This is a genomic window from Litoribacillus peritrichatus (assembly GCF_039537985.1).
In the GTDB taxonomy this organism is placed as follows: Bacteria; Pseudomonadota; Gammaproteobacteria; order Pseudomonadales; family Litoribrevibacteraceae; genus Litoribacillus; species Litoribacillus peritrichatus.
The window spans coordinates 322,516-349,150 of record NZ_BAABBN010000017.1; the positions used below are offsets into that span (position 1 = coordinate 322,516).

Here is a 26,635-nt window from a genome sequence, read left to right on the forward strand (position 1 = left end):
AAATGATTGGTTTATTGATGGATTAATCGATGAACGAATCACCCACAGAAATGCCCATTTCGCTGAATCGAGCGGCCATATCTTCGATATCGTAGGTTCCTAACCCTATGTGTTCTAAAATTTTACTGCCATAACGATTCCACTCATGATCGGTGCTTTGCCCTCCCAGAACTTTGCAGCTGGCGCAGATGTGATCCGCCAGTTTCAGGATCGCAATGAGGTTTTTCTTTTCGCTGTCGATGCCTTCCGGATCAATAAACAGCTGCTTTAAATTGTGATGTTCAGCAATGGCTGCGCATAAGTGTGTCGGCATATTCCAGGCCTTGGCGGTGTAATAACCGACGACAGCGTGGTTGGTGTTGTATTTGTCATTTTCGATGTCGATGATGCGTTCTGAGTCAGCACCGTAAGCTGCAGTCATGGTATTGGAGTAGTCTTCCACGCCAAAGCGTTTCATCATCAAAGGGATGCCGCAGTTATGGAACAGCCCTAGCAGGTAGGCTTCGTCATGATGCTTGTAGCCAATTTCTTTGGCAATGGTGGCCGCCACCATGGAGATATCATTGGCGGAATCCCAGAATCGGTTCAGGGCGACAATGTCTTCGTCGGACATTTCGCTGCGTATCGTTAAGCCGTTCACTATGTTGATAACGGAATTAAAGCTCAACAGGTTGACGGCCTGGCCAACCGAAGTGATTTTATTGCTCAGGCCAAAAAACGGCGAGTTAACGATTTTCAGAATGGTTCCGGCTAAGCCCACGTCTTTGCTGATGAGGTCTGCAATACGGCTGATGTCAGGGTCAGGCATTGCTTGCTCCATCTGAAGGTCGACCATGATCTGCGGCTGCGGAGGAATGCGAATTCCTTGCAGAACGTGTTTGATCTGGTCTTCAGAGAGTTCCTTGCTGGGCATAGCTTCCTCAATTTTTTGTAAACTCATGCATTATAGTAAAGCAGAAATGGGTGATCTGTTATAGATGTGTAAATCTTTTTCTGGATGTTCTTTTGATATAACGCATAATAGCCATCGAATTCAACTGGAGCCTCCATCATGCAGCTATCAAGCCTGAAATTAAACCCTAAATCCGATGCCAGAATCCGCGCAGGTCATATGTGGATTTACAGCAATGAAATAGATACCAAGGTGACTCCTCTGAAGGGGTTTGAGCCGGGTGAGCAGGTGGAGGTGTTTGCGGCGGACGGTAAGTCGATGGGGGTGGCGATCGTGAGCCCTCAGGCCTTGATTTGTGCTCGAATGATTTCCCGTTCAAGTAACGTGTATCTCAATCGTAAGTTTTTAAAGTATCGGATTGAGAGCGCTTTACAACTGCGTGAGCAGCATTATGCGGATCAGAGCTACCGACTGTGCTTTGGTGACAGCGATGGCTTACCAGGCTTGGTGGTGGATCGTTTCAGTGAAACTTTAGTGGTGCAGATTTCCAATCCGGCGATGGAATTGGTGAAGGATGATATCGTTTCTGTGTTGGACGAGCTGATCGCTCCGGCCACTATCGTGTTGAAAAACGATGGCAAAATGCGGGCGGTTGAAGGTTTGCCTGTGTACGTGGAAGTCGTTAAAGGTGAGTTAAATGAGGGCTTTGCCCGATTCACCGAAAACGGCGTGTTGTTTGATGCTCCGGTTTTACAAGGCCAAAAAACAGGTTGGTTTTATGATCACAGGGACAGCCGTAATCACCTGAAACGTTATGTGGAAGGGAAACGCGTTCTTGATGTATTCAGCTACATCGGTGGCTGGGGTGTTCAGGCTGCAGCGTTCGGTGCCGATCAGGTAGTTTGTCTGGATAGCTCGGCGTTTGCGTTGGAGTGTGTTTCCCGAAATGCACACCTGAACCAGGTGGAAGGTCGAATGGCGACCATGCAGGCGGATGCCTTTGAAGGTCTTAAAACCTTGGCGCAGGACAAAGAAAAGTTCGATGTGGTGGTGCTTGATCCGCCCGCGTTGATTGCCCGCCGTAAGGACATTAAAGTGGGCGAGCGAGCTTATCAAAAGCTCAATCAACTGGCGCTGCGACTGGTTGAAACCAATGGGGTGTTGGTGACAGCATCTTGCTCCATGCATCTTGAGCGAAATCGTTTGGTCAATATTTTACAAGCCAGTGCTCGTCAGGTGGATCGCACGGTTCAGTTGTTAGAGCAAGGTCATCAGGCGCTGGATCATCCGATTCATCCGGCCATTGCTGAAACAGAATACATTAAATGTTTGTTTGCCCGCTCACTGAAGAGTTGGTAAGCGGGCCGGAATAAGTTATTCCGGCTGAAAGACCAGATCGTGTGAGAGTTCGAGGAGTTGGTTGCATCGATTGCTGGCCAGCTCCAGCAACAGGCTGTTTGACGGCTCTTGCTGATATTGCTGTATCAATTCACTGAGGGAGTTCAGTACGGCGGTGAATTCTTCTTTTTCCGGCTGCGGAAACACGGCCCAGATGGAAGATAAATTTTGGTGGTAGCCCGTCAAAGTTTCAATCCCGACGTTCAATAACTCTGTCTCTGCTCTTGAAAAATGAGCCCGGCCTAATAGCAAAGGTTTTTCCTGAATGCTGTTTAGGGCATCCAACACCAACCAAGTAGCTTTTTGGTAGCTTTTGGATAATGTCAGATTCAGGTTTTTGCTGATCAGGGCATTGAACTTTTTAGTGTCTTCGCCGTTCGGCAACTGCCATCGTTTATGCAACTCAGACGTATCTTCAACCAGTTGTTCAACCTGTAATTTCAGCAGGCTTCTGCGTCGGTTGTTGGGTAATTGCTCGATCAGAATTTCCTGGCTGGCTTCTTCCTCTGGCAATTCGTTTTGAATCAGGAACTGTTGATAGTGGTCGCTCTGGAAATGGTCGAATAACAGGAACTCTATGGCTGATAAACCAAAAATGACTTGTTCGTCGTTGTCCAGAGTGTGCAAGCGTTTGAGCGATTCTGGCTGGATTGGGAGCATGATGTCGTGCACGAGCCCGCTGTAAGGGTAATCAGGCAGTTCATCCAGATAGCCAGGTAACATTGGAAGCTTTTCGATGCGGTTTACCAGGGGGGCGCCTTGGGTCGTCAGGGCTGTCATGTAAATATAAGGCAAGGATTGCGCCCACTGACTGAGCAGCAGGTTGTACGTGTTTTGAGCGTCTTTTAATTTTTCCGGCGAAGGTTGTTCTAAAAAGCCGGTGGTGGCGATATGCAACTGGTGACTGAGGTGCAGTAACTCGGTGGTGTGTTGGAAGGTGTTGGCAGATAACGTTGTTAGCAGTCCATCGGGCAGGAACGTTTTGGCAAGCTGAGGCTCAGAGGTTTTTTGCTCTGGGGGGGCGGATTTGTCACAACCGTTTAACAGTACGGTTGCGACAAGTACAGCGATCAGAAAAGCACAGTGCTTCATAGTTAAATAGTGTGTCTCGATTTAATTACGCAGACTGATGCGCTCCCATCCTCGTTCTTCGGCGGTTTGAAGAAGTCGGTCATCACCGTCCACAATAATGGGGTTATCTACCAGCTCCAATAATGGCAAATCATTGTGGGAGTCACTGTAGAAGTAGCTGTCATCCAGTGAATGGTTGGTGCTTGCTAACCACTCTTTAAGACGTGTGACTTTTCCTTCCTGAAAGCTTGGTGTTCCACTTACTTTGCCAGTATAGCGGTTATCTTTAAACTCTGGGACAGGGGCAATGATATCATCAATTTCGAGTAACTGTTTAGCGGGTTCCGTCACAAATAAGTTAGTGGCGGTGATAATAAGCAGATAGTCACCTTGTGCCCGGTGTTTGGCAATCAGGTCAGCGGCTTTGGGTTGCATCATGTTGATGAATACCTGGTCATAAAAGCGTTGACGCCACTCTGTGATTTCCTGGTAGCTGTATTGGGTCAACACGGCAAGGCTGAACTCAAGGTATTCAAATATGTCGAGGGTACCTTCGACGTATTGGCGATAAAACTCGTCGTTCTTTGACTTATAAAGTGCTTCATTGACCAGCTGGTTTTCTACAAGAAATTCACCCCAGGCATGGTCGCTGTCACCGTGAATCAGGGTGTTGTCCAGATCAAAAATTGCTAAAGCCACAGTTGCTCCAATTAACTCGCTAATATTACTGTATAGATGTCGGTATTGTGCATTAAATCCTATTGTTGCTGCAAACAGATGACAGACTACATTCGAGTTTATTGGTTGTGAGTGGTTTGAAGATACGGTATTTTAAGAAGATTATGGGTTCATCTGTCTGTTGGTTAAATGTAAAAAGGGTGATTGGCTGATAGGTGGATTGGGACTAGACTTTTTCCATGGGTTTGTTTTGTGATTGATTCGGATGGGTTCCGTCCTAATGTAGGAATTATTTTGACCAATGATGTTGGCCAGGTGTTATGGGCCAGGCGCATTGGCCAGGATGCTTGGCAGTTTCCTCAAGGTGGGATAAAACATGATGAAAGTGCTGAAGAAGCGCTGTATCGTGAATTGAAGGAAGAAGTTGGGCTAAGGGCCAGCGACGTGGAAGTACTTGCCTGCACCAGAGGCTGGTTACGCTATCGTTTACCGAAACGAATGGTGCGTTATAACAGTCAGCCAATTTGCATCGGGCAAAAACAGAAATGGTTCTTGTTGCAGATGAAAAGCGACGATACCAGTGTTGATCTGGCTCGCTCTGATAACCCTGAGTTTGATGGATGGCGATGGGTCAGCTATTGGTACCCGTTGGATCAGGTTGTACCTTTTAAACGAGACGTGTATCGCAAAGCATTAAAAGAGTTGGCCCCAAAAATTCGGCTGTTAGGGTAATACTGCTGTTATATAGTTTATCTTATCTTTAACAGGATATATCAACGAACGTATTAGGACATCAATAAACGACCAATGCTCAAAACGTTACGTGGCATAGTACAAGAAGTGAATACTGCAGGGGATTTAAAATCTGCCCTGGACATTATTGTACATCGTGTACGCGAAGCCATGGCCACTCAGGTGTGTTCCGTTTATTTATGGGAACCGGAGAGCAGCCAATATGTTTTGATGGCAACCGAAGGTCTCAAGCAAGATGCCATTGGTCGTGTGCGAATGGGGTCGGCGCAAGGACTGGTCGGACTGGTCGGTGTTCGTGAAGAGCCAATCAATCTGGACGATGCGCCAGAGCATTCGAATTATCAGTATTTCCCTGAAACCGGAGAAGAGCAGTTTCATTCGTTTTTAGGCGTGCCAATCATTCATCATCGTCGGGTATTGGGTGTCTTGGTTGTTCAACAGCAAGACCGGCGTCGCTTTGATGAAGGCGAGGAAGCCTTCCTTGTGACGATGTCCGCTCAGCTGGCGGGTGTGATCATCCATGCGGAAGCCACCGGCAAAATTAATGAGCTGAACAAAGCCGAAAAAGGCAAACCTTCCAAAGTTAAAAAAGATCAGCAGTTCAAAGGAAGTGCCGGTGCGCCGGGCATTGCAATCGGTCAGGCGGTTGTGATGATTCGAACCGCTGATCTGGATTCTGTACCGAGCAAAACCATCAACGATATTGACGCTGAGAAACGGGTGTTCCAGCAAGCCGTTGATGCGGTCAGGCACGACATTCGTTCGGCCGGTGAAAAACTGGCTGATCAGCTTCGGCCTGAAGAACAGGCGTTGTTTGATGTGTACCTGAGCATGTTGGACGACGAAGCCCTGGGTGCAGAAGTGAATACCTTGATTGACGGCGGGGAGTGGGCACAAGGTGCGCTTTCTAAAGTGATCAAGCAGTACGAACAGCACTTTAGTATGATGGACGATCCTTATCTCAGGGAAAGGGTCACTGACATTCGTGATATGGGCATACGCCTGCTGGAACGGATGCAGTCGGTTAAGATTGACCCGATTGAGTACCCGAATGACGTGATTCTGGTGGGTGAAGAGATTACGCCGACCATGTTGGCAGAAGTGCCAAAAGGCAAGTTGCAAGGGATAGTGTCAGTAGAAGGTTCCAGTAATTCACACGTAGCTATCTTGGCGCGTGCGATGGGCATTCCGACCATCATGGGTGTTCAGGGTTTACCTTACGCTAAGCTGGATGGTAAAAAAATCATCATTGACGGTTACCGAGGCAAAGTATTCACTCTGTTTCCGGATAGCTTACTTACCCAGTACCAAAGCATTGTTGAAGAAGAAAAAGAACTGGTTCGTGAGCTGGATACGCTCAAAAACCTGCCTTGTGAGACTAAAGATCATCACCGGATGAAGTTGTGGGTAAATACCGGCTTGATGGCTGATGTCTTCCGTTCTTTGGATCGGGGCGCGGAAGGTGTCGGGCTGTACCGGACGGAAGTGCCTTTCATGATAAAGGATCGCTTCCCCACTGAAAAAGAACAAATGCACACCTATCGGGAGCAACTCAAAGCTTTTGCACCTAGCCCGGTTACGATGCGAACTCTGGACATTGGCGGCGATAAAGAGCTGAGCTATTTTCCGATCAAGGAAGATAACCCGTTTTTGGGTTGGCGGGGTATCCGAATCACTCTGGATCACCCGGAAATCTTTTTGGTGCAGGTTCGTGCCATGATGAAGGCTTCCGAAGGGCTTAATAACCTGCGAATCATGTTACCCATGATCAGCGGCACCGGCGAAGTCGAAGAGGCCATGCGTTTAATTCACCGGGCCTTTTATGAGGTTTGCGAAGAAGGCTTTCATGTGGCGATGCCTGAAGTCGGGGTTATGATCGAGGTTCCTGCGGCTGTTTATCAGACCCGAGAGTTGGCGCAGATGGTCGACTTTATTTCTGTGGGCAGTAACGATCTTACGCAATACATTCTGGCGGTGGATCGAAACAATGCCCGAGTTGCGGATTTGTATCACTCCTATCATCCGGCGGTATTACAAGCGCTGAAAAAAATTGCCGAAGACGCATTGATGGAAGACGTATCCCTCAGTATATGCGGCGAGTTGGCGGGAGATCCGATTGCGGCCCCCATTTTGTTGGCCATGGGCTATGAAATACTGAGTATGAACTCGGCAAGTTTACCGAAAGTGAAATACGTGGTGAGAAACATCACCTACGCGTGGGCACAAGCACTGCTTGCCAGGGTGATGATTTCAGATTCACCAGAGGTCATTCACAGCATCATTGAGCTGGCGTTGGAAGAGGCCGGTATTTTGTCTTTCATCCGTCCGCAAACCGGTATTATGTCGACCAAAGCCAATTAGAGGCCGGATCACGACCAATAACGTACCCGACCAACGTCGAGGTGAATGAAACCGCTTTTGGGGTAAAAGCCCACGCCCCCGGCTTTAAGTTTTGCTGCAGACTTCCTCAACTCTTCAATGTCTATTCCCGGTATGCGGATATCTGCTGCTTGGCCGGTCATGTGTAAACTGCGTTTAGCGACGCCTTGACTGTTGGACCGTAGGTGTTCATTCGACTTGGGTGAGCGGTAGCCGGAGATGATGTGCATTTCTTTATTGGCGCCACAAGACGCCTGCAACAAACTTAAAGTATCCAGCAATCCCAGCGACATTTGATGGCTGTCATTGGTTCTGTGATCTCTCAACACCTGATTTATGTCGTATAAGGCACCGGAATCGTACTGGCCATTGCGGCAGTAAGTTACCGTCAAAGATTCATTGGTGTGCAGGTTGCGAAGGCTCAGGTGTCTGTCTTTGGTTCCAGCCAAATCTGCCCAAACGCCTGTGGTTAATAGCGAGCCAGATAAGCCGAGGCCTAAATGCGACAGAAAAGTTCGTCGGTTTATAGAATGATTCATACGGTGTGGAATGCTCTTTTTGACCTGTTTTCGTTAGTTGATCAATAATCGTGCCTAAATTGTGATCAATTATCTTGATGGTGTGGAAATAAGAAAGATCAAAAAAGAAACAAATGTGATTTGTGTCACACTGAAAGTGTCGATTCAGACGAGCGGTTGTTCTGGATAGGGGGGATTTGGATTACATAGAAATGCTGGCAGGGTTTGGGCTTAATAAATCGCGTTGATAGATGTCATCTCTGAATTGTAAGGTGCCTTGTTCATCCACCCAAGCGGTCCAATACATTAAATACACAGGGGTTTCTCGTTTCAGGCCAATGTACATGGTTTTTTTTCGTCTGTGGACTTTAGATATGCGTCTTTTGTCCCAACCAGGGTTGTATTTTAGAAGTTCTTCGGTGAGTTGGTGGGGCTTTTCAAGGCGTACGCAGCCGGAGCTGAGCGCTTTGACAGGTTTATTGAATAAATGTGGCTTGGATGTGTCGTGCAAAAAAATGGCGAAGTCGTTGTTGAGCGGAAATTTCACTTGGCCCAGTGAATTCCGTGCGCCGGGTTTTTGCTCTAGGCGGTATGGAAATTTCTTAATGTCGATGTTTTCCCAATCCAGCTCAAATGGATCAATGATGGTTCGTTTTCGGCCAAAACCCTGCACAATTTCTATGTTCTGTTTTTGCAAATACGCCGGGCTCTTGATCGCTTTGGGCAGGTAAGTGGTTCTGGCGATGCGTGGCGGAATGTTCCATGAGGGGTTCAGTACCAATGTTTTGAGTGTTTGAACCAGAATGGGGGTGCGTCGGCTTTGTCTGCCTACAATGATGTCCATATCGAGGGTGGTTTTACCATGGTCGATGACCCGCAACCGGTAATCTGCCATGTTGGCCATAATGTACCTTTGCCCGAGGTTAGCGGGCAGATAACGCCAGCGCTTCATATTCATAGCAATTTGTCTGATGCGACTCTGCGGCGGTACATTTAACTGGGCTCGGGTGGCATCATTAAGCTTACCGTTGGCTTCAAGATTATGTCGACGCTGAAAATGTTTTAAGGCTGTGGACAGTGTCAGATCAAAATATTCCGAAAACTCTGTCGGGGCGTTTGCCGGGTGGTTCAATGGCGCATTAAAATCTCTGAGAGCCTGGTTTGATTGTTGGATCATCAAGGCGCTTGAGTCGCTGACGGGGCGTTTATAAATATCGTAATCGCCGAGCTGAGATAGTCTGGCTTTTACTTCGCTGACCTGAGGGTGACTGTCGCCCATTTTCAGTTCAGCGCCAGGGGTTAAGGGGTACCAAGTGCCCGTTTGAGCGAGTTGTAAGTAGTGCTCCAATGCCCTTCTGAGTCCTAAATATCCAGGGTGTGCGGGGGTTAAATCCTGACTGATGAGTGTTTCAAGCTCCTGTGGGGATAGTTTGCTGTCCAGTATGGAAAGCAATTGCTCGCGAGTCTGGCGGTTACTTCGTCTGTCGGCGGACTCGGTGGCGGATGTCCGCCAAATGACGGGGTGGTCGGGTTCATTCTGGTTGGGCAGTATTTTACCGGTTAACACATCTTTGGCGTAACTCAGGAAACCATCGGACAGTAAAATATCCAGCGCTATGATGGCGTCGGGCTGGGTTCGGAGGGTATGTCGCTGATATAAAATGTCATAGGCGTGATAAGGCAGTTGTGGTGCCCGAACCACCGCAGTTTCCTTGATGGCCTGTATTAAAGCCTGCCCGGCGGGCGTCAGTTTTGAGCGCTTAAACCAAACGAGCTGAAAGCCAAAGCGTTGGTACAGTTGGAGTACCTGACTTTTTTGTTTCAGCGTTGCGCTTAGCTCGGTATTTTCCAGTTGGTTGAGGATCTGCTTTTTCAGAGGGGTTTGGCTCTGCATGGCATGTTCCTCTGCCATGACCGGCAGAGTCGTTATTGCTGCGACTGTGGCAATGAGCAGCCACAAATGAATGGCAGCTGCCTTGGTTGGGAGTTTATAAAATCTGTGTTCAGCCATAATTCCATTATGGACGTTTTGATTCAGGTTGCGATGTCATTACAGTTGCAGAGTGACCTGCCGATTGGCAGTGCGCTGACATGTTCTGGCAAGTGCGACTGTCATTGCTCACAAAATCAAAGGGGAGCTTTGAGCGTTGGGTGACGATAATTGTTTGAAAGGCTTGGGGTTCCAGGAAAACTCTTGTTGGGAGGCGAGCGCCCCGGAAGCAAACCAGTTGCTCTCTCTGAAATAACACTTATTTTTCTGATCCTGCCAAAAAACACTGGTACAGCGTGTTCCGTAACTCGGACTGGTAATAAACGCCGATGATAATAAATGTTCATGCTGTTGTGGGATGCCGGTATCCGGCAGCAGCTCATAAGCGTAAGGCGTTCGGTCGGATAAGGTTTCAGTTAACGTATCCGGGTTGATTTGGTCTTCCACAATCGCTCGCTGAAGATGCGACTTTGCGGCCTGAAGTTTTGGCCAGGGGGTGTCCAGGAATGCGTTGCTCAAACCATAAATCCCAGGCGGAAGCGCGTTGAACCCCTGGTTTAAACTGCTGCAATAAAACATTTTTTGATTTTCGTAAATCAACAGATTGAAAGGTCTGAAAATATGGCAACGATCGCTTAAATGAGAAAGGTATTGGCTCGCCGGCGTTTGCTGAACGATGTAGTCGGCCACAATTTTTCCACGGGACAGCGCGTTTTCTGGCTGAGCAGCCCGGCCGATACGGATATTGGTTAATGCGATCAGACGGCCATAGTGGTCTGCGGCCATCCAGCTGCCCCCTTCGCTTAAATCTTTGCCTGCAACCACAGAGGGTGCGTCTGGCCACCAGTGGGCCGGGTGCGCTTGTCGGTGATGGAACTCATCCCGGTTGGCCACCATGATCAGGGGATATTCCGGGTGAACCTTGTACGCAAAAGTAATCAAACACATAACGTCGCCAAATTATTGTTGTATTTGTTCGTTCTATCTTAGAAAGATCGGTGCGATAATAGCCAGCTTTTTTGTTAGCGTCATAGAGTCTTATTGATGATCTTATTAATATATCTGATTGTTGGTGCGGTTGCAGGTTTATTAGCCGGTTTGTTTGGCATTGGTGGCGGGATGATTATTGTTCCTGCTTTGGTGATTGCCTTTGAAGCTCAGAGCGTAGACCCTGCGGTATTAACGCACTTGGCGGTAGGCACTTCGTTAGCAACCATTGTGTTTACCTCGATCAGCTCGATTCGTACCCACCATTCGAAAGGCGGTGTGGTTTGGCCGACCTTTAAACACATTGCGGTTGGTATTGTGCTCGGGTCTGCATTGGGTGTGGTAACCGCCAGTCAGATCTCCGGAGCTGCGTTGCAAAAAATCATTGGTTGTTTTGCTTTGTTTGCAGCCGCTCAGATGGCTTTTCAGTTGAGCCCCAAACCATCCCGGGCGTTACCGGGCCGATTCGGGTTGGGCGTTGCCGGTACGTTTATTGGCTGGGCGTCGGCCATTTTTGGAATCGGCGGGGGGACTTTATCGGTGCCTTTCCTGACGTGGTGTAATGTACAGGTCAGACAAGCGGTGGGAACTGCGGCGGCCATTGGTTTTCCAATTGCGGTGATTGCTGCTGTTACCAACGTTGTTGTAGGCTGGGGACAAACGGGTTTGCCGGACTGGACGACAGGTTACATTTATTGGCCTGCCTTTTTCGGCATTGTGGTAACCAGCGTCTTTTTTGCTCAGCAAGGGGCAAAGCTGGCGCATAAACTGCCGCCTTTGGTGCTCAAACGATGTTTTGCAGTGTTGTTAGTGATTGTAGGTACGCGCTTTATTTTGGCGTAATCCGGTTGGAATTTTTTAAACACATTTAAATACAGGCAGGAACGGAATGATTGCTTATCCTTCGATTGACCCGGTTGCGTTGGAGCTGGGCCCATTAAAAGTCCACTGGTACGGCATTATGTATCTGGTTGGGTTTGCGGGTGCTTATTGGCTGTTGAATTTAAGAGCGAAAAAAAGTGGTTCGTGGACATCAGAACAAGTGTCTGACTTGGTGTTCTGGGGCGCGATGGGCGTAATTCTGGGTGGCCGAATCGGTTACGTTTTATTTTATAACTTCAGTCATTTTCTATCAGACCCTCTTTCGTTGTTTTACATTTGGGAGGGCGGCATGTCGTTCCATGGCGGTTTGATTGGCGTGATGTCATCGCTCTACATTTATGGTCGCCGGATCAATAAAACCTTTTTTGAAATGATGGATTTTGTCGCGCCTGTGGTGCCCGTTGGCTTGGGTGCGGGTCGTATCGGTAATTTTATTGGTGGAGAACTTTGGGGGCGTGTCTCCGATGTGCCTTGGGCGATGGTGTTTCCAAGAGGCGGTGATTTGCCTCGTCACCCATCCCAGTTGTATCAGTTTGCGCTCGAAGGGGTGGCGCTGTTTGTGATTCTTTGGTGGTTCTCGGCCAAGCCAAGGCCTCGTATGGCGGTATCCGGTTTGTTTTTGGCGTTTTACGGTTTGTTCCGGTTCATTGTCGAATTTGCCCGCCAGCCGGATGAACATCTCGGCTTCATTTATGGCGGTTGGTTAACCATGGGTCAGTTGTTGTCGACGCCTATGATTCTGTTAGGTGTGGCCGTTGTTTGGTTCGCTTATCACTCGGAATCGTCCATACAGAACAAAAGCACATCAAGGTAGGAGGGTTAGCATGCAACAGTATCTCGATTTATGTCACCGGATTGTGGATGAAGGCGTTTGGGTGGAAAACGAACGTACCGGTAAACGCTGTTTAACCGTCATCAATGCGGACTTAACTTACGATGTGGCCGCGAATGAATTTCCGTTGGTGACCACGCGTAAAAGTTTTTGGAAATCGGCCATAGCAGAAATTATCGGTTACCTGCGAGGCTATGATAATGCCGAAGATTTTCGGAAATTGGGTACTAAAACCTGGGACGCCAATGCCAACCAAAATCAGGTTTGGTTAAATAACCCGTACCGCAAGGGTGAAGACGACATGGGGTTGGTGTACGGCGCGATTGGCCGTAATTTCCCGAAGCCGGACGGGGGCCAGATTGATCTGTTGAGAAAAATCATTGATGACCTGAAAGCCGGTAAAGACGATCGTGGTGAAATTCTGACGTTTTATCATCCCGGGGCGTTTCATATGGGGTGTTTGCGCCCTTGTATGTACAGCCATCACTTTTCGTTATTGGGTGATACCTTGTATCTGAACAGCACACAGCGTTCTTGTGATGTGCCGTTGGGGCTGAACTTTAATATGGTGCAGGTGTATGTGTTATTGGCGCTGGTGGCGCAAATTACCGGGCATCAGCCGGGTCAAGCGTACCATAAGATAGTGAATGCGCATATCTATGAAGACCAGTTGGCGTTGATGCGTGATGTGCAGCTGAAACGTAAACCGTTTGCCTCGCCTCAGTTGAAAATCAATCCGGACATTAAGACCTTAGAAGACATTGAAACCTGGGTGACGTTGGATGACTTTGAAGTCACGGGTTATGAGTGTCATGAAGCCATTCAATACCCGTTCAGTGTATAGGTAATTCAGGGTATTGATCATCAGTGTGTAGCTTAATTTAAGAGTTGTTGGACAGTAAATGAAACTTTCTATGATAGTGGCCATGGCAGAAAATCGCGTGATTGGTCGAAATAACAAATTACCCTGGTACCTGCCTGAAGACCTGAAATACTTTAAACGGGTTACGATGGGCAAGCCGATCATTATGGGTCGCAAGACTTACGAATCGATTGGCCGGCCTTTGCCGGGTCGACCGAACATCATTTTAAGTCGTGCCGGTTTTGAAGCTCCGGAAGGGGTACATGTGGTGGAAACCATCGAGGCGGCGAAAGAGCTGGCCGAGAGCCTGGCCTTCATTGATGGCCACGATGAAGCCATGATCATTGGGGGTTCGCAAATCTATCAAATGGCGTTGGACGCGTGTGATCGTTTGTATCTGACGTTGGTGCACGCCGAGGTGGAAGGCGATGCGTATTTCCCAACGTTCGATCGCTCGCAATGGCAGGAAGTGGGCCGGGAAGATTATGCTGCGGAAGGCCCGAACCCTTACGACTACAGCTTTACGGTGTTAGACCGTTTGTAATTCGCCGGTACGTTTGGCGGCGGTAAGCCGACTCCTTTGGTCGGCATTTGTCTTTTGTTTTCTGTGTTGAGCATGCCGGTGGTCTATTCTGAAAGAGTAGAGAACACCGGATGGACACGCCTTGATGGGTCATCGAAGACCGTTAGAATCAATGTAGGAGACGCCCAATGACTCAATACCAGCCGCTTAAGCTCGTTTCGCTGAACGCTTCAGTACCTTCCAATGCCGCCAAAGCCAATTTTTCAAATTTAAAACTCTCGCTTACCAGCCCGGCTTCCATTTTGGTGGATGCTTATTCCGATCAGAAACCGGTCACCGTCCATGGAGACGATGGCGTTCAGGAAACGCTGCACGTGATGCAGGCAATGAGAGTGTCTGTGTGTGTGGTAGAAAACAGCCAGGGCGCTGTTGTTGGCATTGTTACTAAACGAGATCTGATGGGCCAGCGGTCGGTGGCTTTTTGTACGTCAACCGGCATTCCCAGGTCTGACTTATCGGTTCGGGATGTAATGATTCCCCGGTCTTCATTGTATTGTATTTCCAAAGAAGAGGCTCGCAGTGCAGATATTGGTGATGTGGTCGAAACGCTGAAACGAATCGGTGATGGTTATATTTTGATCACCGACAATCAGGCGCTCAGTTCGGTAATTTATTGTGTGGTGTCCACTCAAGAACTGAACAGTATGCTGGATACCCATTTGCAGTTAGGTTATCGGGCGCTGAATATGATGGACATGCATTTTTCGTTATCCGGCCTGTCATCCGATTTTTGATGGGATTTTACATGCACAACATGCGCTTAATGGCGCGGATTTTTTCTCTGGCGGAGTCGATCCACTGCATGCTCATTTCTGCCGTGAAATCTAACTTTTCCAGATGACGGAATGCAGGGATTTCGCTGGTGGGAGGGCACTCTTCAAGGTGCTGTTTCTCCTTTAAATAATGATAACGTGCAATGGTGATCAGGTCGGTGGTGTCCAGATAAGGCGTGGATTCAAATTTCCAATTGTTGCGGGCTTTGACTGCGTCTTCGAAGGTTTTTCCTAATCCCCAGAGCTTGATGAGTGCTAAGCCGGCTTTGGTCGCGTTTTCTTCCACCAGGAGTTCAACGTCTTGTTCTTCCAGTTCGGGAAAGTGTTGCAAATGATTGATCAGCGGCAGTGCCCCGATATTCTGCAACATGGCGGCTACCATGCAGTGTTCACTTTCCATGTCCGGTAGGTAGTCGGCAAGCACCGCCACGATAGCGGCTAATTCGGTGGCTTCATTCCACTGATGAATCAGTACCTTTTTCCAAGCCCCTTCGGTACTGACAAACATGGTTCGCATGGTGTATGTCAGGGCCATGTTTAATACGGACTCGATGCCAATTAAGCCAATGGCGTCGGGCAGAGCATTGACCCGATTCTGAGTTCGGTACAATGGGCTGTTGGCTACTTTTAAGAAATGCGCAGTTAAACCCGGGTCGAGAAAAATGACTTTCGCGACAGAGCTGGCGGTGGAGGATTTCTTTTTAACTTCTTGCTGAATCGTCATGGCGACTTCAGGCAGGCTGGGCAGAATTAACTCCCCGGCTTCAAGGTCCTTTTTCAGCGAGGCTGATATTTGTTTTTTTAATTCAGTCATATAAGTAACTTTGTTAATTTTACTTCTCGTCCATCCGAATAATCATAGCCGGATTTCTGTAAATTTCAGTGTAATTCGTGTTATTTACGACCAGTGACTGGAATTCGTGTCCAAAGCCATGCCGTCGTCCGGATGCGACGCTTGGGGAGAGTTAAATGGGCGTTGGTCTAGCCGTCGCTACTACTGGGCGACAGTGGTTGGGTCTGGTATCCTAGCGGATTAATTACATTGTGCCCTGATTGCATGATTAAGGGCGGCTGACCGGAAGAGCCTTAGTGGTATAATAATCGGGTCGGCCTTTATACGTTGATATACAAAAAAGATGAGGAAAGTTCATGCCTGAGTATCGCTCTAAAACATCCACGCATGGTCGTAACATGGCTGGCGCTCGTGCCCTATGGCGTGCCACGGGCATGACAGATGAAGACTTCCATAAACCGATCATTGCCGTTGCGAACAGTTTTACCCAATTTGTACCTGGTCACGTGCATTTGAAAGACATGGGTCAGCTGGTTGCTCGTGAAATTGAAAAAGCCGGTGGCGTTGCCAAAGAGTTTAATACCATTGCTGTTGATGATGGCATTGCCATGGGTCATGACGGCATGCTGTACAGCTTGCCAAGCCGTGAGCTGATTGCTGACTCGGTTGAATACATGGTGAATGCTCACTGTGCGGACGCCATTGTGTGTATTTCAAACTGCGACAAAATCACACCGGGAATGTTGTTGGCTTCATTGCGTTTGAATATTCCGGTGATCTTTGTTTCCGGTGGCCCAATGGAGGCCGGTAAGACTAAGTTGTCTGAGCATAAACTGGATCTTGTTGATGCTATGGTCATTGCCGCTGATGACAGCGCCAGTGATGAAAAAGTCGCTGAGTATGAGCGCAGTGCCTGCCCTACTTGCGGGTCGTGTTCAGGCATGTTTACTGCCAACTCAATGAACTGTCTGACCGAAGCTTTGGGTCTGGCATTGCCAGGCAACGGTTCTACGCTGGCCACTCACGCTGATCGTGAACAGTTGTTTTTGGAAGCGGGTCGCCTGATTGTTCAAAACGCCAAACGCTATTATGAGCAGGATGACGAATCGGTATTGCCTCGTTCCATCGCCAACTTTAAGGCGTTTGAGAATGCGATGACGCTGGATATTGTCATGGGTGGTTCCACCAACACCATTTTGCACTTGTTGGCGGCAGCTCAAGAAGCTGAACTGGACTTTGACCTGAAAGACATTGATCGTTTGTCTCGGGTTGTGCCTCAGCTGTGTAAAGTGGCTCCGAACTCTCCAAAATATCACATGGAAGACGTGCACCGGGCGGGTGGCATCATGGGCATTTTGGGTGAAATTGACCGTGCCGGTCTTTTGCATAATGAACTGCCGACGGTACACAGTAACACCATGACCGAAGCCTTGGACAAGTGGGACATCATGCGTAACCCGAGTGCTGAGGTAATTAACTTCTTCAAAGCAGGCCCGGCGGGCATTCCAACTCAAACGGCGTTCAGCCAAAGTACTCGTTGGCCGACACTGGATGGTGACCGTAAAGAAGGTTGCATTCGCAGCATCGAAAATGCGTATTCGCAAGAAGGTGGCTTGGCGGTATTGTATGGCAACATCGCCTTGGACGGTTGTGTGGTGAAAACTGCGGGTGTGGATGAATCCATTTTGGTTTTCCACGGCAAAGCGAAGATTTTCGAATCACAAGACGCTGCAGTGACTGGCATTTTGAATGATGAAGTGAAAGAAGGCGATGTGGTAATTATTCGCTACGAAGGGCCAAAAGGTGGGCCGGGTATGCAGGAAATGCTGTATCCAACGTCTTATCTGAAGTCGAAAGGCTTAGGCAAAGCTTGTGCTCTGTTGACCGATGGCCGTTTCTCGGGCGGGACATCAGGACTGTCCATTGGTCACTGTTCCCCGGAAGCCGCTTCAGGCGGTGCGATTGGTTTATTGAAAGACGGCGACTCGATCGTGATTGATATTCCAAACCGTAGCATTAACGTTGAATTGAGCGATGAAGAGTTTGCTGCGCGTCGTGCGGATCAGGATGCCAAAGGTTGGAAACCTGCTGAAGACCGACCGCGTCGCGTGACCACTGCGCTGAAAGCGTACGCTAAGTTTGCAACCAGTGCGGATAAAGGTGCGGTTCGTGATAAGGCAATGCTGGACGAATAATCGCCAGCGGTTGCTGAGTAGTGACACAAAAAAGGCCATCGATAGTGATGGCCTTTTTTGATGGTGTTTGTTGGTTACGAATAGTCCGGCGGCGCTGACTATTTGGGCAATTAACTTACAGGTATTCATCCAATTCTGCTAATACCTGCTGAACCATTGCCTCGATTTCCGGGATTTCGGTCTCCGCCTGATCTAACAGGTTGTCTTTATAACGTAGTTCTAATTCTTCTGCTTTTTGGGAAACCTTGATCGCGCCGTAATTACCCACCGAAGATTTAATGCTGTGAACGGCCCTGCGCATGGTTTCATGGTCTTGCTCTTGGTAGGCGTTTTTTAATTCGGTGACGATGCTCTCAAGCGATGCTCGGGAACTGGACAGAATGATGGAAAATTTTTCGTCTCCAATGAGGCCTTTTAAATTTGAAACCGCATCAGGATCATGAAGTTTGGACATTATGAAGTGAACCCTTGTCTTGTTGAATAATTTCCTTTGGGATTCAGTTTAGTCGATAGATTCTAAGTTGGGTAATTTCTTGAGCAGTAAATTGTTTTAAAACAGCAGTATATAAAATGTTTTTGAAATGCAACGGGATCGATCCTGGGCGTCATTAAGAGGAGAACCGTCAGCTCCCTGTATTATTGAAACGGAACAAGGAGCGGAGAAGCCTGGCTTTCAGAGGAGAAATCAGCAGCGCTAGATGTGTTATATGTCTTTGACCAAAATACGTGAGTTTCTTTGCCAGTTATACAGTTGTTGTCGCGCGGGAGGCAGTTGTTCGGGTTCGGCTTTTTGAAAGCCTTGTTCGATAAACCAGTGGCCGGTGCGGGTGGTTAACACAAACAGCTTTTTGAAGTTACGGGCCCGGCACTTTTGCTCAATGTAGGCGAGTAGCTTTTCGCCGCGCGCGTCACCACGGTATTCAGGGTGTACCACCACACAAGCCAGTTCTGCCCAGGTGATGTTGGTGTCCGGGTCATGATACGGATACAAGGCGGAGCAGCCCACAATCATGCCCTCCCAGTCCATTACCGTAAATTGTTCAATTTCTTGTTCCAGTAACTCACGTGACCGTTTGACCAGTACGCCTTTTTGCTCCAAGGGTTGGATTAAATCAAGAATACCGGCGGTATCAGCAATCGATGCCTGACGAAGTACTTCGGTCGGTTCGCGGGTTAGCAAGGTACCGCAACCGTCCAGCGTATACAGTTCTTGCAGTAAAGCACCATCGGACTGGTAGCTCACCAGATGAACCCGTGAAAGGTAGTTTAACGCCACCAAACTGGATCTGAGATTGACTTCAATCAGAGGATCAAGCGGATTCGTTTTCAGCAGTTGTCTGATTTTGCCGGGGGTTAGCTCCCGAACCAGCTTGCCGTTTTGCATGACGCCAGGGCTGTCTTGAAATAAAACCAGTTTGTCGGCCTGAATGGCTTTCGCCACGTCGGTGGCTAACGCTTCTGAAGGCAGGTTGAACACTTCGCCCATAGGCGAAAACCCCAATGGCGGAATGATGACAATCCGGCCTTGACCCAAGTCGTCCAGAATGGCTTGGTGATCAACCCGGCGGACTTCTCCGGTATTGCCAAAATCAACGCCGTCTTTCACCCCTATCGGTTGTGCTGTAATGTAATTGCCGCTGCTGATCCGAATGTCGGCACCGTGCATAGGGGAGTTTGGCAGTCCCATGGAAAGCATGGACTCCAGCTGAATTCTTAAACTTCCGACGGCGTCTTTGACGTAAGGTAGCGCGTGTTCAGAGGTCACTCGTAATCGTTGTTCAATCACTGAATCAATATTATGATCGGCCAGTTTTTGATCAATTTGAGGGCGGGCACCAAACACGATGCATAAGCGAGCGCCCAAACTGCTGAGCGTGGCGATGTCGTGAATGATGTTCGGCAGGTTGTCATCAGCCAGACTTTCCCCATTAAGCAGCAGCACCAGCGTTTTTCCGCGATGGGCATTGATATACGGTGAAGTATTTCTAAACCACTGAACGTACTGCTTTTGATCCACGAGCTTTTCCTTCATAGGTACTTTGGTGTGACGGCTTAAGCCGTCACTGATTCTTCCAGAATTTCTTGTTTTAGCGTGTCATGGGTTTCCGCAGGCAGACGAGCACCGAAGTGTGTTACCAGTTCTGACGCTGCTCGGCTGGCCAAGCGTCCGGCCAAGTCTGGGGTATGACCGTGGGTAATGGCGTATAAATATGCGCCTGCAAACATGTCACCGGCGCCATTGGTGTCAATTGCTTTGACAGGGAAGGCCGGAATTTCATAACGTTCGCCATCTTTAATTACGAGCGCGCCGTTCTTACCGAGGGTGACTACCAGATGTGAGGTCAGCTGAGTCAGAGCTTCAACGGCGTCTTCCACCGATTCTTTACCGGTGAATAATTGCGCTTCCTGATCGTTACAGAACAATAGGTCAACGCGGTCGCCCAGCATTTCAGCCAATCCGTCTTTGAAGAACTGGGTCATGGCCGGGTCGGAGAATGTCATCGCGATTTTAGTGCCGGCTTTACGCGCCACTTCTCTGGCTTCAATGGCTGCGCTGCGACCTGAGTCGGACGTAACCAGGTAACCCTCAATGTATAGATATTCGGAGTCGGAGATGGCGTCGGTCACAATGTTACTTTGGTCGAACAGCTCGGATACGCCCAGATAGGTGTTCATGGTGCGTTCGGCATCCGGTGTGACCATGACCAGACACTTGCCGGTCACGCCCGTTTCGCGATTGCCGTTCATGTTGGTATCAACGCCGGCGGCCATCAAATCTTTCACATAAAAATCACCGGTTTCATCATCGGATACCCGGCAAGAATAGAAATTGGAGGCACCAAAGTAATTCGCTGCAATGATGGTGTTCGCTGCAGAACCGCCGGAGGCTTGTTTAACGACACCAAAACGTTCTTTTAAATCATCAAACAAAACGTGGTGCTGTTCTTCGTCGATGAGGGTCATCATTCCTTTGTCGATGCCTTTGTCGGCCAGGAACTGATCGCTGATTTCGAACTCCATATCAACCAAGGCATTACCTAGGCCATACACATGATATTTTTTATTGTTGGTCATAATGATCTCTTATCGTGTTTCGTTTTAATGGCTGGCTGGTGGAGCAACACGCCGTTTGAACAGTATTTTAATGAAACTGTTTAATAAAAACCTTAAAGGCCTTTGAAAGAACTCTATATAATATGCGACTTTAATGACAGGTAACAGGGATAGTCACCAACGCCCATGACAGAACGCAAAAAAAAGCCCACTCAAAAGCGCCCCGCGACCAAGAAAAAGGCCTCCGGTTCCCGATCCCAAACGTCTCATTCTGATAAGCAACGGAAAAAAGCGCAAGTGACGCATGAGCGGGTACGCTTAGTGCCAAACTGGTTTCGCTGGTTTGTGAAGTTATCGCTGGTGGGTTTGGTGTGTATGTTGGTGTTTTTTGTGTATTTGGATGCCAACCTCCGTAAAGACCTGGATGCCGTGCAATGGGAATTACCTGCTCAGGTTTATGCCCGGCCGCTGGAAATTTATCCGGGTAAATCTTTGACCCTTGGTTCGTTGGTGGAGGAATTAAAAGCACTTGGGTATCGCTTTCAGCCGCATCGACGCACCGGTTATGCACAGACCAGCAGCAACAGTGTGACTATTTTTGCTCGAAAGTTCCGGTTTGAAGATGAATTACGGGAACGCGCACGGGTAACGGTGGAGTTCCAGAACGAGCGGGTTTTTCGTTTATTAGTGGACGGTCAGGAGCGGGATATATTTCGGTTGGAACCGCTATTAGTGGGCAGCCTTTTCCCCAGTCATCATGAAGATCGGCAACTGGTTAAAATAGATGAAGTACCTCAAGCGCTGAAACAAGCGCTGATTGCTACTGAGGATCGTGAGTTCTATGATCATCATGGTGTTTCTCCGAAATCCATTGTTCGCGCGATGTTGGCGAACTTTCAGGCCGGAAGTGTGGTGCAGGGGGGCAGCACGTTAACGCAGCAATTAATTAAAAACCTGTACTTAACCCGCGAACGAACCTACACCCGAAAGATTATGGAAGCTTCCATGTCGTTGCTGGTGGACTTCAGATACTCCAAAGAAAAAATTTTGGAAACGTACCTGAACGAGGTGTATCTCGGACAAGATGGGCCGAGGGCGCTGCACGGGGTGATGGCGGCCAGTTATTTCTATTTCGGGGTGCCGATTCGAGAACTGAAACTTCACCAGATTGCTCTGATGGTGGCTGTGGTGAAAGGCCCGGCCTATTACAACCCGAAACGTTTTCCGGAACGGGCACTGACCCGAAGGAATTTAGTGCTCGAGCTGATGGTGAAGGAAGGGTACATCAAACCTAAAGTGGCGGATTGGTCTAAGCGCCAGCCCATTGATGTGGTTAAACACCCGACCCGTTCTGCCAATCGTTTTCCGGCTTATTTGAGTTTGGTGCATCGGCAGTTAAAACAAGATTATTCACCCGAGGAATTGTCCGAAGAGGGCCTCCGAATCTTTACAACGCTGGACCCGCACGTTCAGTGGACGCTGGAAAAAAGTGCTGTGGCCAGTGTCGAGCGTTTGGCCCGCAAGCATAAAAGCGAAGGCGAGCATTACCAGTTAGCCACTGTGGTGACTTCCGTGGATAACGGTGAGGTCGTGGCGATGATCGGAGATCGCAAAGTGGGCTTTTCCGGTTTTAATCGGGCGTTGGATGCCAAACGGCCAATCGGCTCATTGGCGAAGCCAGCGGTGTATTTGTCGGCCTTGCAACGGCCGGAACAATACACTTTGGCGTCTGTGGTGAAAGATCAGGCGTTTATGATCAAAACGGAAGATGGGCAAGAGTGGGCGCCAAGAAACTTTGATAAAAAAAGCCATGGCGATGTGCTCATGTATCAGGCCTTTGCCAAATCTTACAATCAGGCGACTGCCAGGCTGGGTTTGGAAGTCGGGTTGTCTGAGGTGGTTTCGACCTTTCGTAAATTTGGTTTTGACCAACATGTGCCAATGTTACCGGCCATCATGTTGGGGTCACTTTCACTGAGCCCTTATGACGTGACCAGAATGTATCAGGTGTTGGCGGCGGAGGGGTTTAAAACGCCGCTGAAAGTTATCCGCTCTGTCACCGATGCCGAGGGCGCGTTGCTGGAAAGCTATCCATTGGACATCGAGCAAGTGTTTGATCAGAAAGCGGTGTACCTGACGGATTATGCGATGCAAATTGCTGCCCGTGAAGGCACCGGGCGTTGGTTGAATTCTGTGATTCGTCAAGATCAGGTGGTGTACGGTAAAACCGGTACGTCCAACCAACAAAGAGACAGTTGGTTTGCCGGTGTTAAGGGGGATTATTTGGCTGTCACTTGGTTGGGTCGGGATGATAATGCGCCCACGCAGCTGACGGGCAGTAGTGGGGCTCTACGAATTTGGGGTGAGTTTATGGCGCAGCTGCCGAACGAGCCAGAGACCCGGTTAGTGCCGGAAGGCGTTGGCTTTGTTTGGGTGGATGAACGCACGGGATTACTGACGGGTGAGCATTGCCCTTCGGCCCGGTTGATTCCATTTATCGAAGGCAGTGAACCGACTGACTCGGTGTCGTGTGCCGGAAAAACACAGAAAGGTTTGTTAGATCGATTGATGGATTGGTAAACTGCCAAGCTCGATCAGAGTCATTTTATAGTGTTAGGTATTTTACATGAACCGTATTTTATTTTTAGCGATCTCAGCTTTGTATCTGGCGGGATGCACCACCACCCATAAAGCACCCGTTGTTGGCGGTGGCCAGCAGGAACCTGTTTATCAACCTCAATTGGACGATAAGTTTGAACAGGCCAATGACACCACCAAAGGCGTTACCATTAAACCCCAAAAAGAACGGGGCGAAATTGCCGGCAATAGTAACCGAAATAAGCGGCATGATACCCGCATCGGGGTGGTGGGGTTGTTGGCCAGTGCAGAGACTTACGGCATAAAAAAACAATGGGCGAAAGCTCAGCGAACCTTGGAGAGAGCGCAGCGGATCGATCCCAAAGAGCCGAAGATCTATTACGAATTGGCGATCACTCATTTGAATCAGAATCAGCCCCGACAAGCCGAGCAGCTTTGCCGCAAAGGGCTGTCTTTGGCGCATGGTAATGCTTCATTGCAAAAGCAGCTATGGACCGCCATGGCGAAGGCGTTGGAGGCTCAAGGGAAAACGCAAAAGGCCCAGAAAGCGCTTCGCAGAGCGCATAAAATCCAGGCCTAGAGATATTACGTTATCAGTCTAAATGTGATTGCCCGGTTTACAGCTGGGCAAATGCTTTTTCTGCGGCATCAAGCGTGTGTTGAATGGCTTCATCGTCGTGTGCAGCAGATACAAACCCCGCCTCATACGCAGAAGGTGCCAGATAAACGCCCTGCTCCAGCATTAAGTGGAAAAACTTCTGGAAGCGCTCCATATCGCAAGCCGTTGCTTGCTCAAAGCTGGTGACTTTGTCCTGGTCTGTAAAGAATAAACCGAACATGGCCCCAACTTGTGATGTTGTGAAAGGAATGCCAGCTGCATCCGCCCGTTGTTGTAGACCTTCGATCAGTAGCGTGGTTTTTTCTGTCAGCGCTTCGAAGAAGCCAGGTTTGGATATTTCATTGAGTACGGCCAAACCCGCAGTCATGGCTACCGGGTTTCCGGACAGTGTGCCCGCCTGGTAAACAGGGCCGGTCGGGGCGATGTAATCCATGATTTCAGCTTTACCACCGAAGGCTCCAACAGGCATGCCGCCGCCAATGACTTTGCCCAGAGTGGTTAAATCCGGCGTAATGTTATACACAGACTGAGCGCAGCCCAATGCGGTTCTGAACCCCGTCATGACTTCATCAAAAATCAACACCACACCGTGTTCATCACATAACGTTCGAAGCCCTTCCAGGAAACCTTCAACCGGAGGAATGCAGTTCATGTTGCCGGCGACGGGTTCAATGATGATGCAAGCAACCTGATCGCCAATATCAGCCAGTGTTTCTGCCACTTGGTTCAGGTTGTTGTATTCTAAAGTCACCGTATGTTTGGCTAAATCTTCCGGGATACCAGGTGAGCTGGGAACGCCCAAGGTCAAAGCACCGGAACCGGCTTTCACCAGCAGAGAGTCGGCATGACCGTGATAGCAGCCTTCAAACTTAATTAATTTATCGCGTTTGGTGTAGCCACGGGCCAGGCGGATGGCACTCATGGTGGCTTCTGTACCACTGCTGACCATTCTTACTTTCTCAATGGACGGCACCAATTGACAGACTTTTTCGGCGGCTTCGATTTCAACCGCAGTCGGTGCGCCAAAGCTCAAGCCTATATCCACTTGCTTATGGATGGCGCCCAGAACGGCCGGATGACCGTGACCAAGAATCATTGGCCCCCATGAGCCAATGTAATCGACGTATTTATCGCCGTCTTCATCAATGATGTAAGCGCCTTTGCCTTCTTTAAAGAAGACAGGCGTGCCGCCAACGCCCTTGAAAGCGCGAACCGGAGAGTTGACGCCGCCAGGAATAACTCGGGAGGCTTTATCAAAGAGTTCTTGAGAACGTGTCATACCAATACCTTTACGTTTTATCCTAGCGAACGCTCGTTCGTAGAATGATTAAATTCGTGAGCAAGAAATTCGTGAACCAGTTGTTGAGCACTGTGTCGGATGTCATTTTGGCCAAAAATGGCATCAATGATGGCGATGCTGTCCACACCTGTTCGAATAATTTGGTCAATATTATGCTGATTTATTCCACCAATCGCGACCACTGGAATGGATAATTGTTGTTTTGCCTCAAAAAGAACGCTGATTTTTGCAGGCTTTGCCTGAGGCTTGGTGTTGGATGGAAAAAACCGGCCAAAGGCCACGTAGCTTGCGCCTTCGTTTTGAGCCTTTATTGCCAGCTGCAGGTCATCATGGCAAGTTACTCCTACGATGGCATCGTTGGGTAATGCTGCTCTTGCTTGAGCAATGGAACCGTCGGTTTGCCCTAAATGGACGCCATGAGCATTGGCTGCTAAGGCCAAGCTTAGAGAGTCATTAATGATGCATTTTGCCTGATGTTGATTGCATAGCTCAGTAATGGCTTTTGCCCGGAATAACTTTTGCGCCTGGGTTGCCTGCTTATCCCGGTATTGAATGATGGAAACCCCGGCGGCAAGGGCCTGAGCCACGCCATCCAGCAGCTGTTGCTCCGAAGTTAATAAGTTGGGGTCTGTGATGGCGTATATTCCGGATATTTGAAGCTGATTCATATGATCAAGGCGCTGTTGTGTGGTTGAGTCGCTGAGGAATCCGTTGGCCCTGGCCGATCGGGTAGCTGGCGGCTAAACAGTCCATGGTTCGGCTTTGTGCTTGCTCCACCGCTTCGGCCAAAGGCATACCATGTGCCATCAGGCCCGCAATGAGCGAAGCCAAGGTGCAACCTGAACCATGAAACTCTCCATCTAAGCGAGGCCAATGCCACTCCGTTTCGCTGGCATGGCTGAACAGTCGGTTGTGAACGCGTTCAGTGGAGGTATCGTGGGTACCTGTCAATAAAACAGACAGCGATTGAGTGGTCAGCTGTTCGGCGGCGGCTTGAGGGTTGTTGTCAATGTTTGCTAAACGACACGCTTCATAGGTATTTGGGGTGATCAGGGTGCATAAAGGCAAGAGTTGTTCGCGTATCTCATCCAGCAGTTGATCACTGCTGAGGTTGGTTCCGCCGCCAGCTGCCAATACCGGATCAAAAATGACGGGCAGATTGGGGCAGTCAATCCGGATGTCCCGAATCAGGGTGGCAACCACCCGTGTGGCATCCACTGAACCCAATAGCCCAATTTTAATGGCTTGAGGACGGATGTCTCTGACCAGACAGCGCGCGCTTTCTTCGATGATGTTTCCTGAAATTGGCTGTACGGCATACACGTTATGAGTGTCTTGCGTGGTGTAGCTGGTTATCACAGGGCAGCAATGACTGTTGACCAGACTTTGGCTGGTGATGTCGGCCTGAATGCCTGCGCCACCAGTTGGGTCCAGGCCGGAAAATGTTAAAACAACAGGAGGGCGGGGGGTCATAACTC

At 49.0% G+C, this 26,635-nt stretch carries 24 protein-coding genes; 11 read left to right on the forward strand and 13 right to left on the reverse strand.

Annotated features, from left to right (window positions below; genetic code table 11):
- Positions 1-22: 22 nt before the first annotated feature.
- Positions 23-913 (reverse strand): HDOD domain-containing protein, encoded by an 891-nt coding sequence (locus ABD744_RS22945; protein WP_344800955.1) that lies wholly within the window; start codon positions 911-913, stop codon positions 23-25.
- Between the two features lie 138 nt (positions 914-1,051).
- Between ABD744_RS22945 and ABD744_RS22950 the strand changes: the two genes are divergently transcribed.
- Positions 1,052-2,251, forward strand: a complete 1,200-nt coding sequence (locus ABD744_RS22950; RefSeq protein ID WP_344800956.1) for a class I SAM-dependent rRNA methyltransferase — start codon at positions 1,052-1,054, stop codon at positions 2,249-2,251.
- A gap of 15 nt (positions 2,252-2,266) precedes the next feature.
- Here ABD744_RS22950 and ABD744_RS22955 read toward each other — a convergent pair whose 3' ends face one another.
- Positions 2,267-3,382, reverse strand: a complete 1,116-nt coding sequence (locus ABD744_RS22955) for an imelysin family protein (RefSeq protein ID WP_344800957.1) — start codon at positions 3,380-3,382, stop codon at positions 2,267-2,269.
- Between the two features lie 21 nt (positions 3,383-3,403).
- Complete coding sequence (locus ABD744_RS22960) at positions 3,404-4,060, reverse strand: histidinol-phosphatase (protein WP_344800958.1); 657 nt, start codon at positions 4,058-4,060, stop codon at positions 3,404-3,406.
- 231 nt (positions 4,061-4,291) lie between these two features.
- Between ABD744_RS22960 and ABD744_RS22965 the strand changes: the two genes are divergently transcribed.
- Positions 4,292-4,771 (forward strand): RNA pyrophosphohydrolase, encoded by a 480-nt coding sequence (locus tag ABD744_RS22965; protein WP_344800959.1) that lies wholly within the window; start codon positions 4,292-4,294, stop codon positions 4,769-4,771.
- Between the two features lie 75 nt (positions 4,772-4,846).
- Positions 4,847-7,153 (forward strand): phosphoenolpyruvate--protein phosphotransferase, encoded by a 2,307-nt coding sequence (ptsP, locus tag ABD744_RS22970; protein ID WP_344800960.1) that lies wholly within the window; start codon positions 4,847-4,849, stop codon positions 7,151-7,153.
- 8 nt (positions 7,154-7,161) lie between these two features.
- Here ptsP and mepK read toward each other — a convergent pair whose 3' ends face one another.
- From mepK to ABD744_RS22985, 3 genes are all read right to left on the reverse strand, one after another.
- Positions 7,162-7,710: a peptidoglycan L,D-endopeptidase MepK gene (gene mepK / locus ABD744_RS22975; protein ID WP_344800961.1), complete on the reverse strand. Its 549-nt coding sequence runs from the start codon at positions 7,708-7,710 to the stop codon at positions 7,162-7,164.
- Positions 7,711-7,891: 181 nt separating this feature from the next.
- Entirely contained in the window at positions 7,892-9,700 is a 1,809-nt protein-coding gene (locus tag ABD744_RS22980) for a L,D-transpeptidase family protein (RefSeq protein WP_344800962.1), read from the reverse strand.
- A gap of 108 nt (positions 9,701-9,808) precedes the next feature.
- Complete coding sequence (locus ABD744_RS22985) at positions 9,809-10,627, reverse strand: NRDE family protein (RefSeq protein WP_344800963.1); 819 nt, start codon at positions 10,625-10,627, stop codon at positions 9,809-9,811.
- Between the two features lie 96 nt (positions 10,628-10,723).
- Between ABD744_RS22985 and ABD744_RS22990 the strand changes: the two genes are divergently transcribed.
- The 5 genes from ABD744_RS22990 to ABD744_RS23010 all read left to right on the forward strand — a co-directional run bounded on the left by ABD744_RS22990 (position 10,724) and on the right by ABD744_RS23010 (position 14,559).
- The gene (locus ABD744_RS22990; protein WP_344800964.1) at positions 10,724-11,509 is read left to right on the forward strand and encodes a sulfite exporter TauE/SafE family protein; all 786 of its coding nucleotides are present in this window, start codon (positions 10,724-10,726) and stop codon (positions 11,507-11,509) included.
- Positions 11,510-11,555: 46 nt separating this feature from the next.
- Positions 11,556-12,362 (forward strand): prolipoprotein diacylglyceryl transferase, encoded by an 807-nt coding sequence (gene lgt, locus ABD744_RS22995; protein ID WP_344800965.1) that lies wholly within the window; start codon positions 11,556-11,558, stop codon positions 12,360-12,362.
- Between the two features lie 10 nt (positions 12,363-12,372).
- Complete coding sequence (locus ABD744_RS23000) at positions 12,373-13,224, forward strand: thymidylate synthase (protein WP_344800967.1); 852 nt, start codon at positions 12,373-12,375, stop codon at positions 13,222-13,224.
- A gap of 58 nt (positions 13,225-13,282) precedes the next feature.
- Entirely contained in the window at positions 13,283-13,786 is a 504-nt protein-coding gene (locus ABD744_RS23005) for a dihydrofolate reductase (protein WP_344800968.1), read from the forward strand.
- Between the two features lie 167 nt (positions 13,787-13,953).
- The gene (locus tag ABD744_RS23010; RefSeq protein WP_344800969.1) at positions 13,954-14,559 is read left to right on the forward strand and encodes a CBS domain-containing protein; all 606 of its coding nucleotides are present in this window, start codon (positions 13,954-13,956) and stop codon (positions 14,557-14,559) included.
- 7 nt (positions 14,560-14,566) lie between these two features.
- Here the strand turns inward: ABD744_RS23010 and ABD744_RS23015 are convergent, their stop codons facing one another.
- A complete protein-coding gene (locus tag ABD744_RS23015) occupies positions 14,567-15,412 on the reverse strand; it encodes an HDOD domain-containing protein (protein ID WP_344800970.1) in 846 nt (281 codons plus the stop codon).
- Between the two features lie 335 nt (positions 15,413-15,747).
- Between ABD744_RS23015 and ilvD the strand changes: the two genes are divergently transcribed.
- Positions 15,748-17,586, forward strand: coding sequence for a dihydroxy-acid dehydratase (gene ilvD, locus ABD744_RS23020; protein ID WP_344800971.1), 1,839 nt, complete (start codon positions 15,748-15,750; stop codon positions 17,584-17,586).
- Positions 17,587-17,701: 115 nt separating this feature from the next.
- Here the strand turns inward: ilvD and ABD744_RS23025 are convergent, their stop codons facing one another.
- From ABD744_RS23025 to ABD744_RS23035, 3 genes are all read right to left on the reverse strand, one after another.
- The gene (locus tag ABD744_RS23025; protein WP_344800972.1) at positions 17,702-18,040 is read right to left on the reverse strand and encodes an Hpt domain-containing protein; all 339 of its coding nucleotides are present in this window, start codon (positions 18,038-18,040) and stop codon (positions 17,702-17,704) included.
- Between the two features lie 249 nt (positions 18,041-18,289).
- Positions 18,290-19,603, reverse strand: a complete 1,314-nt coding sequence (gene argA, locus ABD744_RS23030) for an amino-acid N-acetyltransferase (RefSeq protein ID WP_344800973.1) — start codon at positions 19,601-19,603, stop codon at positions 18,290-18,292.
- A 35-nt stretch (positions 19,604-19,638) separates the two neighbouring features.
- Positions 19,639-20,661, reverse strand: a complete 1,023-nt coding sequence (locus tag ABD744_RS23035) for an adenosine kinase (protein WP_344800974.1) — start codon at positions 20,659-20,661, stop codon at positions 19,639-19,641.
- Between the two features lie 165 nt (positions 20,662-20,826).
- On the opposite strand from ABD744_RS23035, the gene mrcB reads away from it, so the two are divergent.
- Both mrcB and ABD744_RS23045 read left to right on the forward strand, forming a co-directional pair.
- Positions 20,827-23,220 (forward strand): penicillin-binding protein 1B, encoded by a 2,394-nt coding sequence (gene mrcB, locus ABD744_RS23040; protein ID WP_344800975.1) that lies wholly within the window; start codon positions 20,827-20,829, stop codon positions 23,218-23,220.
- Positions 23,221-23,266: 46 nt separating this feature from the next.
- Positions 23,267-23,818 (forward strand): tetratricopeptide repeat protein, encoded by a 552-nt coding sequence (locus ABD744_RS23045; protein WP_344800976.1) that lies wholly within the window; start codon positions 23,267-23,269, stop codon positions 23,816-23,818.
- 37 nt (positions 23,819-23,855) lie between these two features.
- Here the strand turns inward: ABD744_RS23045 and hemL are convergent, their stop codons facing one another.
- The 3 genes from hemL to thiD are packed head-to-tail and all read right to left on the reverse strand — an operon-like array spanning position 23,856 to position 26,630.
- The gene (gene hemL, locus ABD744_RS23050) at positions 23,856-25,136 is read right to left on the reverse strand and encodes a glutamate-1-semialdehyde 2,1-aminomutase (RefSeq protein WP_344800977.1); all 1,281 of its coding nucleotides are present in this window, start codon (positions 25,134-25,136) and stop codon (positions 23,856-23,858) included.
- Between the two features lie 17 nt (positions 25,137-25,153).
- A complete protein-coding gene (gene thiE, locus ABD744_RS23055; protein ID WP_344800978.1) occupies positions 25,154-25,825 on the reverse strand; it encodes a thiamine phosphate synthase in 672 nt (223 codons plus the stop codon).
- A 4-nt stretch (positions 25,826-25,829) separates the two neighbouring features.
- On the reverse strand, positions 25,830-26,630 hold the full coding sequence (gene thiD / locus ABD744_RS23060) for a bifunctional hydroxymethylpyrimidine kinase/phosphomethylpyrimidine kinase (RefSeq protein WP_344800979.1): 801 nt from the start codon (positions 26,628-26,630) through the stop codon (positions 25,830-25,832).
- Positions 26,631-26,635: the final 5 nt, after the last annotated feature.